This is a genomic window from Streptococcus xiaochunlingii, assembly GCF_006385805.1.
In the GTDB taxonomy this organism is placed as follows: domain Bacteria; phylum Bacillota; class Bacilli; order Lactobacillales; family Streptococcaceae; genus Streptococcus; species Streptococcus xiaochunlingii.
The window spans coordinates 301,094-318,549 of the sequence record NZ_VFSG01000001.1; the positions used below are offsets into that span (position 1 = coordinate 301,094).

Annotated in this window: 14 protein-coding genes; 13 read left to right on the forward strand and 1 reads right to left on the reverse strand. The window is 47.6% G+C overall.

Features of this window, described 5'->3' with window-relative positions:
* The first annotated feature begins 54 nt into the window (after window positions 1–54).
* From rexB to FJR71_RS01580, 3 genes are read left to right on the forward strand one after another with little or no spacing between them, the layout of a single operon-like run.
* Window positions 55–3,333: an ATP-dependent nuclease subunit B gene (gene rexB, locus FJR71_RS01570; RefSeq protein WP_140813905.1), complete on the forward strand. Its 3,279-nt coding sequence runs from the start codon at window positions 55–57 to the stop codon at window positions 3,331–3,333.
* On the forward strand, window positions 3,330–7,013 hold the full coding sequence (gene addA, locus FJR71_RS01575; protein WP_140813906.1) for a helicase-exonuclease AddAB subunit AddA: 3,684 nt from the start codon (window positions 3,330–3,332) through the stop codon (window positions 7,011–7,013). The genes rexB and addA overlap by 4 nt, the downstream gene beginning before the upstream one ends.
* A complete protein-coding gene (locus tag FJR71_RS01580; protein WP_129822157.1) occupies window positions 7,010–7,315 on the forward strand; it encodes a DUF4298 domain-containing protein in 306 nt (101 codons plus the stop codon). Before addA ends, FJR71_RS01580 begins: the two co-directional genes overlap by 4 nt.
* Before the next feature lie 317 nt (window positions 7,316–7,632).
* Here FJR71_RS01580 and FJR71_RS01585 read toward each other — a convergent pair whose 3' ends face one another.
* The gene (locus FJR71_RS01585; RefSeq protein ID WP_003002781.1) at window positions 7,633–7,803 is read right to left on the reverse strand and encodes a DUF3042 family protein; all 171 of its coding nucleotides are present in this window, start codon (window positions 7,801–7,803) and stop codon (window positions 7,633–7,635) included.
* An 83-nt stretch (window positions 7,804–7,886) separates the two neighbouring features.
* Between FJR71_RS01585 and miaA the strand changes: the two genes are divergently transcribed.
* From miaA to metA, 10 genes are all read left to right on the forward strand, one after another.
* Window positions 7,887–8,777 carry a tRNA (adenosine(37)-N6)-dimethylallyltransferase MiaA gene (gene miaA, locus FJR71_RS01590; protein WP_048788916.1) on the forward strand — a complete coding sequence of 297 codons (891 nt, stop codon included), beginning with the start codon at window positions 7,887–7,889 and terminating at the stop codon, window positions 8,775–8,777.
* Window positions 8,764–10,014 carry a GTPase HflX gene (gene hflX / locus FJR71_RS01595; RefSeq protein WP_140813907.1) on the forward strand — a complete coding sequence of 417 codons (1,251 nt, stop codon included), beginning with the start codon at window positions 8,764–8,766 and terminating at the stop codon, window positions 10,012–10,014. The genes miaA and hflX overlap by 14 nt, the downstream gene beginning before the upstream one ends.
* Window positions 9,998–10,618, forward strand: coding sequence for an HIT family protein (locus tag FJR71_RS01600; protein WP_172605113.1), 621 nt, complete (start codon window positions 9,998–10,000; stop codon window positions 10,616–10,618). The genes hflX and FJR71_RS01600 overlap by 17 nt, the downstream gene beginning before the upstream one ends.
* A 10-nt stretch (window positions 10,619–10,628) precedes the next feature.
* Window positions 10,629–11,558: a ribonuclease Z gene (rnz, locus tag FJR71_RS01605; protein WP_140813909.1), complete on the forward strand. Its 930-nt coding sequence runs from the start codon at window positions 10,629–10,631 to the stop codon at window positions 11,556–11,558.
* Between the two features lies 1 nt (window position 11,559).
* A complete protein-coding gene (locus tag FJR71_RS01610; protein WP_140813910.1) occupies window positions 11,560–12,315 on the forward strand; it encodes an SDR family NAD(P)-dependent oxidoreductase in 756 nt (251 codons plus the stop codon).
* Between the two features lie 10 nt (window positions 12,316–12,325).
* Window positions 12,326–13,036 (forward strand): class I SAM-dependent methyltransferase, encoded by a 711-nt coding sequence (locus tag FJR71_RS01615; protein WP_140813911.1) that lies wholly within the window; start codon window positions 12,326–12,328, stop codon window positions 13,034–13,036.
* A 1-nt stretch (window position 13,037) separates the two neighbouring features.
* Complete coding sequence (locus tag FJR71_RS01620; RefSeq protein WP_140813912.1) at window positions 13,038–13,442, forward strand: GNAT family N-acetyltransferase; 405 nt, start codon at window positions 13,038–13,040, stop codon at window positions 13,440–13,442.
* Window positions 13,443–13,565: 123 nt separating this feature from the next.
* Window positions 13,566–15,782 carry a single-stranded-DNA-specific exonuclease RecJ gene (gene recJ / locus FJR71_RS01625; RefSeq protein WP_172605114.1) on the forward strand — a complete coding sequence of 739 codons (2,217 nt, stop codon included), beginning with the start codon at window positions 13,566–13,568 and terminating at the stop codon, window positions 15,780–15,782.
* Between the two features lie 110 nt (window positions 15,783–15,892).
* A complete protein-coding gene (locus tag FJR71_RS01630) occupies window positions 15,893–16,405 on the forward strand; it encodes an adenine phosphoribosyltransferase (protein ID WP_003002788.1) in 513 nt (170 codons plus the stop codon).
* Between the two features lie 101 nt (window positions 16,406–16,506).
* Entirely contained in the window at window positions 16,507–17,451 is a 945-nt protein-coding gene (gene metA / locus FJR71_RS01635; RefSeq protein WP_048717344.1) for a homoserine O-acetyltransferase MetA, read from the forward strand.
* Window positions 17,452–17,456: the final 5 nt, after the last annotated feature.

A 17,456-nucleotide genomic window follows, 5' to 3' on the forward strand; every position in this document is an offset into this window, starting at 1 on the left:
AAAAGGACTAAAGATGGTATAATAGAACTATCATTTTACAGGAATCCTAACATTATGAAATTAGTCTATACAGATATTCGAACGCCTTTAACCCAGGTCTTGGTGGATGAAGCCAATCGCTTGGTTGCTGAAGGGAAGCGGGTCTTTTATATCGCGCCCAACTCTCTGTCCTTTGAAAAGGAAGGCAAGGTCCTACAGCTCCTCGACCAGAAGGCTTCTTTTGCCATTACTATTACGCGCTTTGCCCAGATGGCTCGCTATTTTACCCTCAATGAAAGCCACCAACAGCAGTCGCTCGATGATATCGGTCTTGGGATGCTCTTTTTTAAGGTGCTTTCTCAGATGCCGGATGAAGAGCTCAAGGTTTATGCCCATCTTAAGAAGGATCCCCAGTTTATCCAACAATTGATCCAGCTCTTTCATGAGTTGCAGACGGCCCAGATGACAGCATCCGACTTGGATGCCTTGCCAGATCAGGAAAAGAGAGAAGACTTGGTCCATATCTTGAAAGCCGTTCAAGACCAGTTAGTCGCAGGTTCTTTTGAGTCTGAGTCTAAGTTGGCTAGTTTTGCCTCTCACCTTGTCAAGGGAGATTTGGATGAGGAGTTAAAAGACTTGGCTCTAGTGATTGACGGCTTTACCCGTTTCTCAGCCGAGGAGGACTACCTAGTTCATTTACTGCACGACAAGGGTGTCGAGATCATTATTGGGGCTTATGCCAGTGAGAAAGCCTATCGCTCGAGCTTTCGAGAGGGCAATCTCTACCAGGCTAGTGTCGACTTCCTGCTAGACTTGGCTAGGACCTACCAGGTCACGCCAAGCTACGTCGGTCAAGGAAAAGAGGATGCCTTTAGTCGTATGACGCGGATCTTGGAAGCTCGTTATGACTTTACAGAGGTAGAGGGTGAGCTGTCTGATCAAGATCGAGAAGCAGTAGAGATTTGGACCTGTAACCATCAAAAGGAAGAATTAGAGGCTGTAGCCCGCTCCATTCGCCAGCGTCTGTATGAGGGAGCTCGTTACAAAGATATTCGAGTCCTATTGGGGGATGTGGATGCTTATCAGCTGCAGCTCAAGACCATCTTTGACCAGTACCAGATTCCCTTCTATCTTGGAAAGAGTGAGTCCATGTCCCAGCATCCTCTGGTTCAATGGGTGGAATCCTTAGACCGTCTTCGTCGCTATCGGTTTTTGACCGAGGATGTGGTCAATCTCTTGAAGACAGGGCTTTATGGAACGCTAACACGAGAGGATATCGACCATTTTGAACAATATGTTCGTTTTGCAGAGATCAAGGGTCTGGCTGCCTTTTCTCGTGACTTTACAGCCAACCACCAGGACAAATTTGACCTAGAGCGTCTCAATCAGATTCGCCAGCAAGTCATCAGTCCTCTGCAGGATTTTTACAAGACCAAGAGCCAGACTAGCCAGGGACTGCTGAAGAAGTTTGCCCAGTTTTGTCAAGATGCACAGCTGGCTCAAAACATGCAAGAGTTGGCCAGTCGTTGTTCGGAGCAGGAGATGGAACGCTATGATCAAGTCTGGAAATCTTTTAGCCATGTACTAGAGCAATTTGCCCAAGTTTTTGAGCAGATGAAGGTGACCTTGGATGATTTCCTAAGCATCCTCTTATCAGGAATGTTGTTGGCAAGCTATCGGACGGTCCCGGCGACAGTGGATGTAGTGACGGTTCAGTCCTATGATTTGATTGAGCCCTTATCAGCTCCTTATGTCTATGCCATCGGCTTGACCCAGGAGCGCTTCCCTAAGATTGTCAAGGACCAATCCTTGCTGACGGATGAGGAGCGTCAGGTCTTGAACCAAGCTTCAGACGAACAGGCCAATCTCCAAATTGCCAGTCAGGACAACTTACGGAAGAATCGCTTCGTCGCCCTATCTCTCTTCAATGCAGCCACCAAACACTTAGTCTTGTCCAGTCCTATCCTTGTCAATGAGGTGGACGATAAGATGTCCCCTTACTTGCTTGAGCTGACCAAGGCACCGCTTACTCTACATGTCATTGAGAAGAAGGCAAGGGCCTCTAGTGAAGATATGGGGTCTTACCAGGCCCTCTTAGCTCGACTGATTGAATTACACCAGGGAGAAATTGACCAGGAGTTGAGCAAGGAAGAAGCGACCTTCTGGGCAGTAGCCATTCGTGTTCTTCGGAAAAAATTAGCGTCAGAAGGCTTGCATATCCCGCAAATCAGCCATAGCTTGACGACCAAGGTCCTAGAAGATGAGACCCTTGAAGCCCTTTATCCTAAAGGTCAGGCTCTATCTTTATCCGCTTCAGCTCTCAACACCTACTACCAAAACCAATACAGCTATTATCTCCACTATGTCTTGGGCTTGCAAGAGGAGTGGCACTTGCGACCAGATGCGAGAAGCCATGGGAATTTCTTGCACCGAATTTTTGAACGGGTGCTAAAAGATCCTTCAGAAGGAGATTTTGATGAGCGCTTGAACAAGGCCATTCGCGAAACCAGCCAGGAGACAGAGTTTGCCCTCCTTTATCAGGAGAATGCCATGGCTGCTTTTTCAAAAGAATTGCTTCTGGATACCGCTCGGGCAACGGGACGTGTCCTCGCTCACAATGATCGCATTGAAACCATTGGAGAAGAAGCTCTCTTCGGCCAGGCAGATCGTCCCTTCTTAACCCTAGAAGATGGTCGTCCGCTCTTGGTCAAGGGCAAGGTTGATCGGATTGACCGGCTGTCTGATACAGGAGCTTTGGGAGTGGTGGACTACAAGTCCAGTGAGACCAAGTTTAATTTTGAGAAGTTCTTTAACGGTCTCAACTCCCAATTGCCAACCTATCTGTCCGCTATCAAAGACTTTCAGGACTTTGATCCTGACAAGGGGATCTTTGGAGCCATGTACTTGCAGATGACGGATCCTTTGGTGGCTCTCAAGGATACCAAGGCGGTCGATGATGTTGTCCAAGCGGTTCTAAAATCCCAACAATACAAGGGTCTGTTCTTGGCAGATCAGGCCAGCCAGCTTGGAGAAAACTATGAGAAAAACAAGGCCATGCTCCTGAGTCAAGAGGAGCTAGACCTGCTCTTACTCTACAATGCCCATCTCTATCAACAAGCAGCCAAAGGGATCTTGTCTGGTAACTTTGCGATTAACCCTTATACTGAAAATGGGAGAAGCATTGCTCCCTATGTAGAACAATACAAGTCTATTACAGGATTTGAAGCCAATCTCCACCTAGGACAAGCCCGCTTCTTGGAAAAATTGGATCCAAGTCACTACGAGAAACGCCCAGTCGGTGACAAGCTCCGCCAGGCCTGGATAGAAAAAATGAAGGAGGAATTGAATCAATGAAACCAATTGAATTTTTAAGTCCTAAGCAGATTCAAGACCTCCAAGTTCAGGAGGCCCAGTCTGACAAGGAACAAAAACGGACCCCTGAGCAGATAGAAGCCATCTATTCATCAGGGACCAATATCCTGGTCTCGGCTTCGGCTGGTTCTGGGAAGACCTTCGTCATGGTCCAACGGATCCTGGATCAATTGCACCGGGGGATTTCCATCCAGCAATTGTTCATCTCAACCTTTACCGTCAAAGCAGCAACCGAGCTTAAGGAACGCTTAGAAAAAGAGTTGGAGAAAAGTCTCAAGGCCAGTCAAGATGAGGAGCTCAAGCACCACTTGGCCCAACAAATTGCAGAATTACCAACTAGTGATATCGGAACCATGGATGCCTTCACGCAACGCCTGGTCTCCAAATATGGCTATTTATTAGGCCTCTCGCCGACCTTTCGCATCCTCCAAAGTGCGAGCGAGCAGTACTTGCTCAAGAATGACTGTTTTGAACAAGTCTTTGAGCGTTTTTATGAGGAGCAAGGGCCTGACCGCCTCTTTAGTCGTCTGGTCAAGAACTTTACAGGAAAGGGCAAGTCGCTAGCTGGTTTTAAGGACCAGGTTTATGCACTGGTAGACTTCCTCCAATCCACTGCGGATCCCCAGGCCTGGCTAGAGGAGTCATTCCTCAAAGGCTATCAGAAACTTGATTACGATGAGGCTTTAGCTAAGTTAGCCCAAGAGGTAAAAGAGCAACTCTTTGAACTGGAATCTTTCTTTACCTTCCACCTGGCCAATGAGGGGCAAGCCTTTTCTGGGGCCAAGTACCAAGAGAATGTCACTGCTATTCAAGACTTAATCGCTAGTCTTAATGAGCAGTCCAGCCAGGAAGCCATTTTTGAGGTTTTAGAGCGGGTGGTCCTGATCTCCCGTGCCAGCGGAGGACGAAGTCTGACCATCACGACACGAAAAGAAGACCTGAAAGAGCTAGCTACGGCCTTCAATGACGAACGCAAAGAACGCATCGAAGCCTTGCGGGCAGCAGCTTCCCAGCACTACCAGCTAACCTATCAGATTCGCTTCAAGGATGAGCCCTTGCCTTTGCTAGTCTTGCTCAGGGACTTTGTCCAAGCTTTCTCCACCGCTTATTTGGAGCGCAAGAAGCAGGAAAATGCCTTTGAATTTGGCGACATCAGCCATTTTGCTATCCAGATCCTTGAAGAATTCCCTCATATCCGCAGTCTCTATCAGGAGCGCTACCACGAGGTCATGGTCGATGAGTACCAGGATACCAACCACACCCAAGAGCGGATGTTGGAGCTCTTGTCTAACGGTCACAACCGCTTCATGGTGGGAGATATCAAGCAGTCCATCTACCGTTTCCGTCAGGCGGATCCTCAGATTTTTAATGACAAGTTTAAGGCCTACCAAGAAGAAGGGGCTGATGGTAAGTTGATCCTGCTCAAGGAGAATTTCCGTAGCTATGTAGAAGTCTTGGAAGCGACCAACCATGTCTTTGAACGCCTCATGGACGAGGAAGTTGGGGAGATTCTTTATGACCAGAGCCACCGCTTGATTGCGGGCAATCCGGATAAGAAAGAGCCGACACCCGCCTATGAAACTGAGTTCCTGCTTTACGATGGCAGTCAGGATGTGGCTGAAGCAACTGAAGACGAGGAGCAAGAAGGGGATAGCCTATCCTCAGGTGAAGTCCTTTTGGTCATCAAGGAGATCATCCGCCTCCACAACGAAGAAGAGGTTTCCTTTAAGGATATCACACTCTTGACGGCGTCTCGGACTCGCAACGACAAGGTGCTTTCAGCCTTTGAAGCCTATCAAATTCCTATCGTTGCAGATGGAGGAGAGGAAAACTACCTCCAGTCCGTTGAAGTCATGGTCCTTTTGGACACCCTCCGAACCATTAACAATCCCTTGCAGGACTATCCCTTGGTGGCCCTCCTGAAATCAGCCATGTTTGAGTTTGATGAGGACCAGTTGGCTCGTTTAGCCTTACAGGGAGTTGAAGGCAAGAAGGCAGAGAATCTCTATGAGAAACTGCAACACGCCCTAGACCTGACAGGGAGTGCTTCTCATTTGATCGATTCCAGCTTGAGAGAGAAGCTCACCCGCTTTATGGAGACATTGGAATCCTGGCGTGAATATGCTCAGACGCATTCTCTCTATGACCTGCTCTGGAAGATTTACCAAGATCGCCACTATTATGATTATGTGGGTGCCCTGCCAAATGGAGCCCAACGGCAGGCCAATCTCTATGCCTTGACCCTGCGGGCAAATGACTTTGAAAGCTCTAGTTTCAAAGGTTTGCCACGTTTCATCTCCATGATTGATAAGATTTTGGAAAACCAACACGACTTGGCCAATGTCGCCCAGGCAGTTCCTAAGGATGCTGTCCAACTCATGACCATCCATAAGAGCAAGGGACTTGAGTTTCCTTATGTCTTTATCCTCAATACTGACAAAAAGTTTGTCGGCAAGGAACTATCGACCAATGCTGTCATCAGTCGGAAAAATGGGGTCGGGATCAAGTATGTTGCGAATCTCCCCGTCGAGTCAGATCAAGAGGGACTTCCCGAGTCGGTACGCTTGGTCATTGAGACCCTGCCTTATCAGCGAAATGTTGAGGAAATTCGTCTAGCATCCTTGTCGGAACAGATGCGCCTCCTCTATGTCGCTATGACCCGGGCAGAGCGCAAGCTCTATCTGGTGGGCAAGGGCCGGCAGGATAAGTTGGAAGAGAAAAAATGGGGATCCAGTGTCAATGGACGCTTGAGCCCAGCTCTTCGTAAGGAGATCAATTGTTTCCAAGACTGGCTCTATGCCATCCAGGCAGTCTTTGCCCAGCAACACTTGTCCTATCAGACCCGCTTTGTGACCGACCAAGACTTGACGCCGGAGCAAATCGGTCACTTGGAGTTGAAGTCTTCTCTCCCAGTCGATGACCTCAAGGACAACCGGCAATCAGAAGAGATCCGCCGTGCCCTGGATGTCTTAGAATCAGTGGACCGGCTCAACACCCAGTACCAAGCAGCCATCCAACTTCCGAGTGTGCGGACTCCGAGCCAAATTAAGAAATTCTATGAACCTATCCAAGATATCGACGGAGTGGACCTCATGGAAAAAGCAGATCTTGCCTTACCAAGCTTTGAGTTTCCAACCTTTGGCAAGGAAGAAGCTGTGACAGGAGCAGCAGTCGGTAGTGCCCTGCACGAATTGATGCAACGGATTCCATTGACGACGATTCCAACCATGGAGAGCCTAGCAATGGTCCTCCAAGAGGTCAATGCCAGTCCGGCTGTCAAGAAGCGGATCGACCTCAAGAAGGTTTTGGCCTTCTTCCAGACCGACTTGGGCCAACTCTTGCTAAAAGAGTCCGACAAGGTCCATCGTGAAGCGCCCTTTGCCATGCTCAAGACAGATCCAGCTAGTGGCCAGGACTTTGTGGTCCGGGGGATCTTAGACGGCTACCTACTATTGGAAGATCGGATTCTTCTCTTTGACTACAAGACAGACCGTTACCGGAACCCTCAAGAATTGCTGGATCGCTACCAAGCCCAACTGGAACTCTACGCAGAAGCCCTCCGCCGTTCATATGGTGTGGAGCAGGTTGAATCCTATTTGATTTTACTAGGCGGTGAGCAGCTGCAAGTCGTTTCTTTAGCAGATAGAAAGGACAACTCATGACCCCAATTGAACGAATCCAAGAGATGGAAGGCCATCTCAACACCTACCAAAGTTTAATCGAAGAGCTCGAAGCATGTTTGAAACGGGTAGAAGCTGGCCAGTCTAGCTATATCGCCCTTCGCGATTACTACACTAGCCAGGTCTACATGGACGATGTCGAATTGTCCAATCAGCCAGACTTCCCTGAAGAGGTCTACTGTGGCGTCTTATCGGAAGATGCCGTCTACGATTTGTTGGACGAGCACTACCAAAAGGCAGTAGAGATGCTAGACCTTGCTACCAAGATGTTAAAAGAACGATAAGAACACAAAAAACTCCGGTTTTCCGGAGTTTTTAGATTAAAGATAAATTCTTCTGAAAAACTTTCCTTAGGTTAGTACGGACGTCAGCGAACTTCTACGAAGTTCCATGACTTAGTTTTGGACCTAAGGTTCCAAAACTCCCGTGTGCTAGAAACAATCGTGTTTCTAGCACTTTTCTCACAGCGGAAAGTTTTTGACTTGCTTAAAATCTTAAATAATAAATAACTTTTTTGAAAAAATTATCTAGCTAGTAATGTAAAAATAGTTTGTCTACATTCACAAAAAAAACTCCGGTTTCCCGGAGTTTTTTCTTTTGATTAGTGTGATACACGACGACGTGCTGCTTTTTTGCGGTTTTCTTCGATGAAAGCTGCTTTTTGTTCTTCAGGCTCGATTACTTTTTTCTTGAATGTGTAAACTGCACCTGCTACAGCAGCAACTGTACCAGCAACACCAGTAACAAAACCTTTACCAAATCCTTTAGCCATGAGAATTTCTCCTTTTTAGAACTTTAAATTTTTATGTTATAATATATGGTAACGAAAAAATGCGATTTTTGCAAGGAAAAACGATGAAAAACAAGATAATTGTGATAGTGGGACCGACCGCTGTTGGCAAAACAGCCCTCGCTATCGAGGTGGCCAAGCGCTTTAACGGAGAGGTCATCAGCGGAGATAGCCAGCAGGTCTACCGCACCCTAGATATCGGAACAGCCAAAGCTAGTCCAGAAGATCAGTCGGCAGCTCCCCATCATCTGATTGATGTCCGCGAGGTGACAGAGACTTACTCGGCCTATGATTTTGTGACAGAAGCTAGCCAAGCCATCGAGGAGATTCAAGAACGAGGCCACCTTCCCATTATTGCTGGAGGGACAGGCCTCTATGTCCAGAGTCTCTTAGAAGGCTATCACCTAGGAGGGGATGTTGCCCACGAGGATATTCTAGCCTATCGGGAGTCCTTGTCCCCTCTCACTGATGAAGAACTGTTTGACCGAGTAGCGAAAGAGGGAATTGAGATCCCGCAAATCAATCGCAGACGGGCTATGCGGGCCTTGGAAATCGCCCATTTCGGTCAGGACTTGGAAAATCAAGCTCCAGCCCATGAACCCTATATCATCTGTTTAGATGATGATCGCCAAGCCTTGTATGACCGCATCAATCGACGGGTGGATTTCATGGTTGAGCAGGGCTTGTTAGAAGAAGCTCAGTGGCTATATGAGAACCATCCTGAGGTTCAGGCGGCGAAGGGGATTGGCTACAAGGAGCTCTTCCCTTATTTCAAGGGGGAGCAAAGCCTTGAAGAGGCTCTTGAACAGCTCAAGCAAAATACGCGCCGTTTTGCCAAGCGCCAGTTGACCTGGTTCCGCAATCGGATGACAGTTCATTTTTACCAGATTGGAGAAGAAGGCTTCAAGGAGCGGGTTCTTCAAGATATAGAAAGATTTTTAGATGATAGAAACTGAGAAAAAACAGGAGCGGGTCCTCATTGTCGGTGTCGAACTTCAAGGCATGGAGAACTTTGACATGTCTATGGAGGAGTTGGCCAGTCTAGCCAAGACAGCTGGGGCAGAAGTCGTCGGCGTCTACACTCAAAAGAGGGAGAAGTACGACAGTAAGACCTTTGTCGGCTCTGGGAAGCTAGAAGAGATTGCCCAAATGGTCGATGCGGATAAGGTTTCGACCGTTGTCGTTAACAACCGTTTGACCCCTCGCCAGAATGTGAATTTAGAAGAAATTTTGGGTGTGAAGGTCATCGACCGGATGCAGCTGATTTTGGATATCTTTGCCATGCGGGCTCGGAGCCACGAAGGCAAGCTCCAGGTTCATCTAGCCCAGCTCAAGTACCTTTTGCCTCGTCTCGTGGGTCAAGGGATCATGCTCAGCCGTCAGGCTGGGGGGATTGGTTCCCGTGGACCGGGAGAAAGTCAGTTGGAGTTGAACCGCCGGAGTGTCCGCAATCAAATCACCGATATCGAGCGTCAACTCAAGGTGGTTGAGAAGAACCGTGAAGTGGTCCGAGAAAAACGCTTAGAATCCTCTGTTTTTAAGATTGGCTTGATTGGCTACACCAATGCAGGGAAATCAACCATTATGAATGCCTTGACCAGTAAGACCCAGTACGAAGCAGATGAACTCTTTGCGACCTTGGATGCTACAACCAAGAGCATTCATCTAACAGGCAATTTACAAGTAACTCTGACAGATACGGTTGGCTTTATTCAAGACTTGCCAACAGAGTTAGTGACCAGCTTTAAGTCGACCTTAGAAGAGAGCAAGAATGTGGATCTTTTGGTCCATGTCATCGATGCCTCTGATCCCAACCATGAAGAGCATGAAAAGACAGTCCTTCAGATTATGAAAGATTTGGAGATGTTGGATATTCCACGCTTGACCCTCTACAACAAGGCAGACAAAGTCGAGAACTTTACCCCGACCCAGACACCTTACCGCCTGGTGTCGGCCAAGGATCCTGATAGTCGGACTAAACTTCAGGACATCCTTCTTGAAAAGATGCAGGAACTCTTCCAGCCCTTTACGATTCAGGTTCCTTTTGAACAAGCTTACCGGATCCATGACTTGGAGACCATGGCCATTCTGACTGAGCGTTCCTATGAGGAGACTGGCGAGGTCATAACAGGCTACATCGCCCCGAAAAATGCATGGAGACTAGAGGAGTTTTATCATCATGGATTATATTAACATGGCTCTCAGCTACGGAGGCTATACCAGTCTGGACAAGGTCTATTTGGAGCGGGTCTTGGCGGGATTGACAGAGGAGCAGAAGCTCCAGTTTATCACGCCACCACCCAGTGTGATCAATGCCTACTTCGCTGAGCTCTACCAAAAGAAGAGCCCCGATGCAGCAACAGACTACTATGAACAAGTCACTGAGGTCTTTGATCTCTATCAGACCAGTCCCAGCTTCGAGGAGGACAAACCCTTTGTCCGTCTCAATCTCTCTGGCAAGGCCTATGGCTTTTGCTACCGAGAGAAAGGATTGGCTCAAGTCTTTGCCCAGCAAGCAGAAGCTATCAGCATGGATCTCTTGTTTGAGATTGCGCAAATCTTTCCTCACTACCTCGTTTATGAAGAGGAAAGATTGATCTTGATGCGCCATGTTACGGATCGAGAGGTGGTGGAGACCAAGGAATTGTCAGCTTTGTCTCAATTTGAAGAGTTAGCAGATGGCAGCATCCGCCTGACTGGCTACAACCAGGACGAATTGGCCCAATTGGCTAGGGCCTACCCAGGAAAAATCGCCGTTCGATCGAAAAATCGGACCGCTATGATCTATATAAGTTAGAAAGAATACAATGGAAATTCAATTTTTAGGAACGGGTGCGGGCCAGCCGTCCAAATCTCGTAATGTCTCAAGTCTAGCGCTCAAACTCTTGGATGAGATCAATGAAGTTTGGCTCTTTGACTGTGGAGAAGGGACACAAAACCAAATATTAGAAACCAGCATCCGTCCTCGAAAAGTTAGCAAGATCTTTATCACCCACTTACACGGGGACCATATCTTTGGCTTGCCAGGTTTCCTCTCTAGCCGCGCCTTTCAGGCCAATGAAGACCAGACTGATCTAGAGATTTATGGACCGGTTGGGATCAAATCCTTTGTCTTGACCAGCCTTCGAGTTTCCGGTTCACGCCTGCCTTACAAGATCCATTTTCATGAGTTCGATGAAGGTTCACTTGGGAAAATCATGGAGACCGATAAGTTCACGGTCTATGCCGAGGCCTTGGACCACACCATTTTCTGTGTCGGCTACCGGGTCATGCAGAAGGATTTGGAGGGGACCCTCGACGCAGACAAGCTCAAGGCAGCAGGGGTTCCATTTGGACCACTCTTTGGCCAGGTCAAAAATGGGCAGGATGTTACCCTGGAAGATGGTACCAAGATCATTGCTGCGGATTATATCTCAGCCCCTCGACCGGGTAAGATCATCACCATCTTGGGCGATACCCGGAAGACCAATGCCAGCATTAGACTTGCCGTCAATGCCGATGTTCTCGTGCATGAGTCTACCTATGGCAAGGGCGATGAGAAGATTGCTCGTAAGCATGGCCACTCGACCAATATGCAGGCAGCAGAAGTGGCGCATGAAGCAGGAGCCAAACGCCTTCTACTCAACCATATCAGTGCCCGCTTCCTCTCCAAGGACGTCAGTCAATTGCGTAAGGATGCTGCGACTGTGTTTGAGAAGGTCCATGTGGTCAAGGACTTGGAAGAAGTGGAGATCTAAGATGCGAACTATCATCATCACAGGAGCGAGTGGAGGCTTGGCACAAGAAATGGTCAAGCTCCTTCCTGAGGACCGGCTCATTCTCTTAGGCAGAAATCAAGAAAAACTGGAACAACTCTATGCTGACCATCCTCAAGCCGAATGCATTGGGATCGATATCACGGATTCCTCAGCAGTCAAAGGCTTGGTAGAAGAGCTCTATCAGCGCTATGGGCAGATTGATGTCTTGGTCAACAATGCAGGCTATGGGATCTTTGAGACCTTTGATCGCGTTTCTGACGAGCAGGTGCGAGAGATGTTTGAAGTCAATACCTTTGCCCTCATGAACCTTTCACGCTTGATGGGTGCCCGCATGAAGACAGTAGGCAAGGGGCACATTGTTAACATCGTCAGCATGGCGGGATTAGTTGCAACTGCTAAATCTAGCCTTTATTCAGCCACCAAGTTTGCAGCCATTGGCTTCTCCAATGCCCTGCGCTTGGAACTCATGCCCTTTGGTGTTCATGTGACGACGGTCAATCCAGGCCCCATTCGGACCACTTTCTTTGACCAGGCAGACCCAGACGGAAGCTATGTCAAAGCGGTGGATCGCTACATTTTGGAACCGGACTTTGTGGCTAAGAAAATTGTCAAAAACTTTGGAAAAGCAAAACGTGAGCTCAATCTGCCTTGGCTTTTGAACCTGACCCACAAGCTCTATACCCTTTTCCCTCGTATCTCGGACAAGCTAGCCAGCAAGATGTTTAACTTCAAATAGGAGGAATCAGATGACCGCAAATATTCAAGCTTATTTTGAAAACCTCCGGCAACCCTGGGGACAGATCTATTATGATATCCTTTTTGAACAATTACAGGACATCAAAGGTAAGCGGGTGCTTGATTTTGGTAGTGGCTTTGGCCTGGTGGCCAACCACCTAGCGAAAGACAATGAGGTCCTTGCTGTGGAGCCCAATGAGGAAATGGTGGCCTTGCGGGCCCAGGACCATCCCTACCAGCAATTCGTCGGGAGTTTGGACCAGTTAGCAAGTCTTGAAGATGAGAGCTTTGATGTTATCCTCTGCCACAATGTCTTGGAATATGTGGAGGATCGCAAGGTGATTCTCAGGGAATTCACCCGCCTCTTGAAACCAGGTGGCCTACTCTCCATCGTCAAGCACAATGAAGTTGGCCGCGTCCTGCAGACAGTCGTCTTTGAAAATGATCCTCAGAAGGCGCTTGATCTCTTAGCCGGCCAAGATTTGGAAACCCACTCCATGGGCTTGGCCCAGGCCTATGATCTCGGTGCAGCAGTAGAAGATCTAGCCCTCGAAGTTCAGGACTACCAGGGAATTCGTGTCTTTTATGCCTTGCAGGACAATCACTTCAAAGGCCAAGAAGGCTGGCGAGAGTCCATGCTTCAGATGGAGCTGGCCGTTTGTCAGGAGTCCCCTTATCGGGATATAGCCTTCTTCCAGCACTATAGGTTAAAAAGGAGTTAAGATGTTAGAGTACAAACAAGAGATTCCAGCGATGGCAGACTTAGTCGCACTTTACAGCTCGGTCGGCTGGACCAATTATACCAACAATCCAACTATGCTAGAAGAAGCTGTCAAAGCCAGTCTCTGGCAGTTGGGAGTCTATGATGAGAAAGAGCTCGTTGCCTACATCCGCTTGGTAGGAGATGGCCACTCTGTCCTTTTGGTACAGGACCTCTTGGTGCGACCAGATCACCAGCGCCAAGGCATCGGAAAGAAACTCCTAGAAGAGGCTTTAGCGACCTTCCCCACCGTCTATCAACGGCTTCTCGTCACTGAACGGAGCGAGAAAAATCTTGCCTTTTACCAGTCCTTAGGATTTGTCGAACTTTCAGAGCAAGCCTGTACAGGGATGATTTATAAAATTTGATGGAGAGGATTTCCGGATAGGGAATCCTTTCTTCATTTCTTCTGTAAAATCATTTTTTCGCATTTGAAAAAATAATTCATGTTATAATAAGAAGACTAGATGACAGGGAGAAAAGAAAAACAGATGATCACGTCAAAATATGAATGGCAGTTTGCTGCGCCCTTTTCAGATGATACTTTTTTAGCGCAAGCAAAGAAGAGAGGATTAGAAGCATCTGCAGCCAAGTTGTTGGGAGAACGAGGGATCCAGACGGAAGAGGCGCTGGATCGTTTTCTTGAACCTCGGCTAGAAGATCTGCATGATCCCTACCTGCTTCACGATATGGACAAGGCAGTGGATCGCATTCGCCAAGCCATTGAAGACTATGAACAAATCCTAATTTATGGAGACTATGATGCGGACGGGATGACGGCCGCTTCTATTATGAAGGAAACCCTGGAGCAGATGGGGGCGGAAGTAGCTGTCTATCTACCCAACCGCTTTACGGATGGCTACGGTCCCAATGCCAGTGTCTACAAGTATTTTATTGAACAGCAGGGGATTTCCCTCATCATCACGGTGGACAACGGGGTAGCAGGCCACGAAGCCATTGAATTGGCCCAAAGCATGGGAGTAGATGTTATTGTGACAGACCACCATGCCATGCCAGAAGTCTTGCCCGATGCCTATGCCATCATTCACCCCGAGCATCCAGATGCTGATTATCCTTTCAAGCACCTAGCGGGCTGTGGGGTTGCCTTTAAGTTGGCTTGTGCCCTCCTAGAAGAGGTGCCCCTAGATTTCCTTGATCTGGTAGCCATTGGAACCATTGCGGATATGGTTAGTCTGACAGACGAAAACCGCATCCTAGTCAAGTATGGCCTAGGTGTCCTTCGTCAAACCCAACGGATCGGTCTCCAGGAAATGCTCAAGCTGGCCACCATCGCTCCTCAAGATGTAAATGAAGAAACGGTTGGTTTTCAGATTGCCCCTCGTCTCAATGCGCTGGGTCGCTTGGATGACCCAAATCCAGCGGTCGAGCTCTTGACGGGCTTTGACGACGAAGAAGCGCTGGAAATTGCGCTGATGATTCAAGCCAAGAATGAAGAGCGCAAGGAGATCGTCCAAACCATCTACGATGAGGCCAAAGCCATGGTCGACCCAAGTCTTCCCGTTCAAATCTTGGCAAAAGAAGGCTGGAATCCTGGTGTCTTAGGGATCGTAGCCGGTCTCCTACTTGAAGAGCTCCATCAGCCTATCATTGTCCTCACCATAGACCAAGGCAAGGCCAAGGGAAGTGCACGAAGTCCCGAAAGTGTCCATATTTTTGAAGCCCTAGATCCCCATCGTGATCTCTTTATCGCCTTTGGGGGCCATGCGGGTGCAGCTGGTATGACTCTGGAAGTGGACAAGCTCCCTCGTCTGACCGAGATTTTTTCTGACTATATTGTAGAAAAAGGGATTGACCTGACGGCCAAATCCACACTCTTTGTGGATGAGGAGTTGGACCTAGAAGAGCTGACCTTGGATACCTTAAAGAGTTTTGACCGTCTCGCTCCTTTTGGGATGGACCATAAGAAGCCAGTCTTTTACATTCGTGATTTTCAAGTGGAGTCTAGTCGGACCATGGGGGCTGGTAATAGCCATCTGAAGTTGAAGATTCAAAAAGGCGATGCCCATTTTGATGTCGTGGCTTTTGGCCAGGGCCATTTGGAATTGGAGCACTCCCAAGCGAAAAACTTGGAGTTGGTGGTATCCTTGTCCGTCAATCAGTGGAATGGACAGACCACCCTGCAACTGATGGTCGTGGACGCCCGTGTAGAAGGAGTTCAACTCTACAATATTCGAGGGAAAAATGCTCCTCTCCCACAAGCCATCCCCCTCTTTAGTCAGTTGGAAGAAGGGGAAGATTGCCCTGCTATTGTCATCGATCGCATCCCGGATGATCTGGCTGACTTAAAAGCCTTCTTCCAAGAACAGAGCTTCCAAGCGGTCTATTTTAAAAATGAACTAGACAAGGCCTATTACCTGACAGGCTACGGCAGTCGGGATCAGTATGCCAAACTCTACAAAACGCTGTATCAGTTCCCTGAGTTTGATATTCGCCATAAGCTCAGCCAACTATCTGACTACCTCAAGATTCCACAAGTTTTGTTGATCAAGATGATCCAAATCTTCCAAGAGTTGGGCTTTGTCCAGATTGAAAATGGCATCATGACGGTCAACAAGGATGCAGAGAAGAAGGAGATTGCCTCTAGTTCCATTTATCAGGACTTGGTGCAGACGGTCAAAGACCAGGAACTCATGGCCCTAGGATCTGTGCAAGAAATTTATAATTATTTGCTTTCTGATGATAAGTAAGGTTTTGTCAACAATTACACTAAAGTATGCTTTTTTAAGACTTTCAAGTGCATCTCATAAATTTTCATGGTATAATGAAATGTAAACATAAATTTTGAAAGAAGTTAGAAATGAATTTAAAAGATTACATTGCAAGCATTGAGAACTATCCACAAGAAGGAATTACCTTCCGTGATATCAGCCCTTTGATGGCAGATGGCAATGCTTATAGTTATGCGATTCGTGAAATCGTTCAATACGCAACGGATAAGAAAATCGACATGATCGTCGGCCCTGAAGCGCGTGGATTCATCGTTGGATGTCCGGTCGCTTTCGAGCTCGGTATTGGTTTTGCGCCTGTTCGTAAACCTGGCAAATTGCCTCGTGAAGTCATCTCAGCTGACTACGAAAAAGAATACGGTGTGGATACCTTGACCATGCACGCCGATGCTATCAAACCAGGTCAACGCGTTCTCATCGTCGATGACCTCTTGGCAACAGGTGGTACCGTTAAAGCAACCATCGAAATGATCGAAAAACTCGGTGGAGTGGTTGCAGGTTGTGCCTTCTTGATCGAGCTCGATGATCTCAAAGGCCGCGAAGCAATCGGAGACTACGATTACAAGGTCTTGATGCATTACTAATATAGTTTAGAGCTATATCTAGATAGAGAAAAACCATAATTGAAAACTATATGCTCCTGTCTTATAATAAGAGGTAACAACTTGTAAGATGGGAGCTTTTTATGCCAATTACCTTAGATAAGAAATTACCAGCAGTTGATATTCTTCGCTCAGAAAATATTTTTGTCATGGATGATATTCGGGCAACGCACCAAGATATTCGTCCGATGAATGTTCTGATTTTGAATCTCATGCCGACTAAGGTAGCCACTGAGACTCAACTCTTACGCCTCCTGGCCAATACTCCCTTGCAGATCAATGTGGATTTCCTCTATATGACCAGCCATGAGTCTAAGACGACAGCGGCAGAACATATGGAAGTCTTCTACAAATCCTTCGAGGATATTAAAGAGAACTATTATGACGGCTTGATTATTACGGGAGCTCCAGTAGAGAAATTAGCCTTTGAGGAAGTGGATTACTGGGAGGAGTTAACAAAGGTTTTTGCTTGGTCAAAACGCCATGTCTTTTCCACCTTGCATCTTTGTTGGGGTGCCCAAGCTGGTCTCTATTACCGCTATGGGATTGAAAAAGTAGCCCTCTGCGACAAGCTCTCTGGGATCTATGAGCAAACAGTCATGAATCCTCAGAATCGCTTGATGCGTGGCTTTGACGATGCTTTTTTGGCCCCTCACTCACGTTATACAGATGTCCCCCTCAAGGAAGTGCTAGAGAAGAGTAACTTGCAAGTCCTGGCTCAGGGGGGTGAAGTAGGACTATCCATCCTGGCCAGTCCAGACCTTCGGGAGGTCTATAGTTTTGGCCATTTGGAGTATGACCGTGATACCTTGGCCAAGGAATACCAGCGGGATGTCAAAGCAGGCTTGAATCCAGATCTTCCGAAGAATTATTACGATCAGGATGACAGTAGTCGGGACCCACGGATGCGGTGGAACTTAGCGGCAGCCAACTTCTTTAGTAATTGGATCAATTATGCAGTTTACCAAGAAACTCCTTATCGTTTGGAGGAGTTAGAAAAAGATATTTCATTTTATGGTTACCTATAAAGGGG

Bases quoted from the DNA above. Each gene is read 5' to 3' on its own strand.
- rexB (WP_140813905.1), top strand. From the start codon at position 55: ATGAAATTAGTCTATACAGATATTCGAACGCCTTTAACCCAGGTCTTG.
- FJR71_RS01620 (WP_140813912.1), top strand. From the start codon at position 13,038: ATGTTAGAGTACAAACAAGAGATTCCAGCGATGGCAGACTTAGTCGCA.
- FJR71_RS01585 (WP_003002781.1), bottom strand. From the start codon at position 7,803: ATGGCTAAAGGATTTGGTAAAGGTTTTGTTACTGGTGTTGCTGGTACA.
- miaA (WP_048788916.1), top strand. From the start codon at position 7,887: ATGAAAAACAAGATAATTGTGATAGTGGGACCGACCGCTGTTGGCAAA.
- FJR71_RS01610 (WP_140813910.1), top strand. From the start codon at position 11,560: ATGCGAACTATCATCATCACAGGAGCGAGTGGAGGCTTGGCACAAGAA.
- rnz (WP_140813909.1), top strand. From the start codon at position 10,629: ATGGAAATTCAATTTTTAGGAACGGGTGCGGGCCAGCCGTCCAAATCT.
- metA (WP_048717344.1), top strand. From the start codon at position 16,507: ATGCCAATTACCTTAGATAAGAAATTACCAGCAGTTGATATTCTTCGC.
- FJR71_RS01580 (WP_129822157.1), top strand. From the start codon at position 7,010: ATGACCCCAATTGAACGAATCCAAGAGATGGAAGGCCATCTCAACACC.
- FJR71_RS01615 (WP_140813911.1), top strand. From the start codon at position 12,326: ATGACCGCAAATATTCAAGCTTATTTTGAAAACCTCCGGCAACCCTGG.
- FJR71_RS01630 (WP_003002788.1), top strand. From the start codon at position 15,893: ATGAATTTAAAAGATTACATTGCAAGCATTGAGAACTATCCACAAGAA.
- hflX (WP_140813907.1), top strand. From the start codon at position 8,764: ATGATAGAAACTGAGAAAAAACAGGAGCGGGTCCTCATTGTCGGTGTC.
- recJ (WP_172605114.1), top strand. From the start codon at position 13,566: ATGATCACGTCAAAATATGAATGGCAGTTTGCTGCGCCCTTTTCAGAT.
- addA (WP_140813906.1), top strand. From the start codon at position 3,330: ATGAAACCAATTGAATTTTTAAGTCCTAAGCAGATTCAAGACCTCCAA.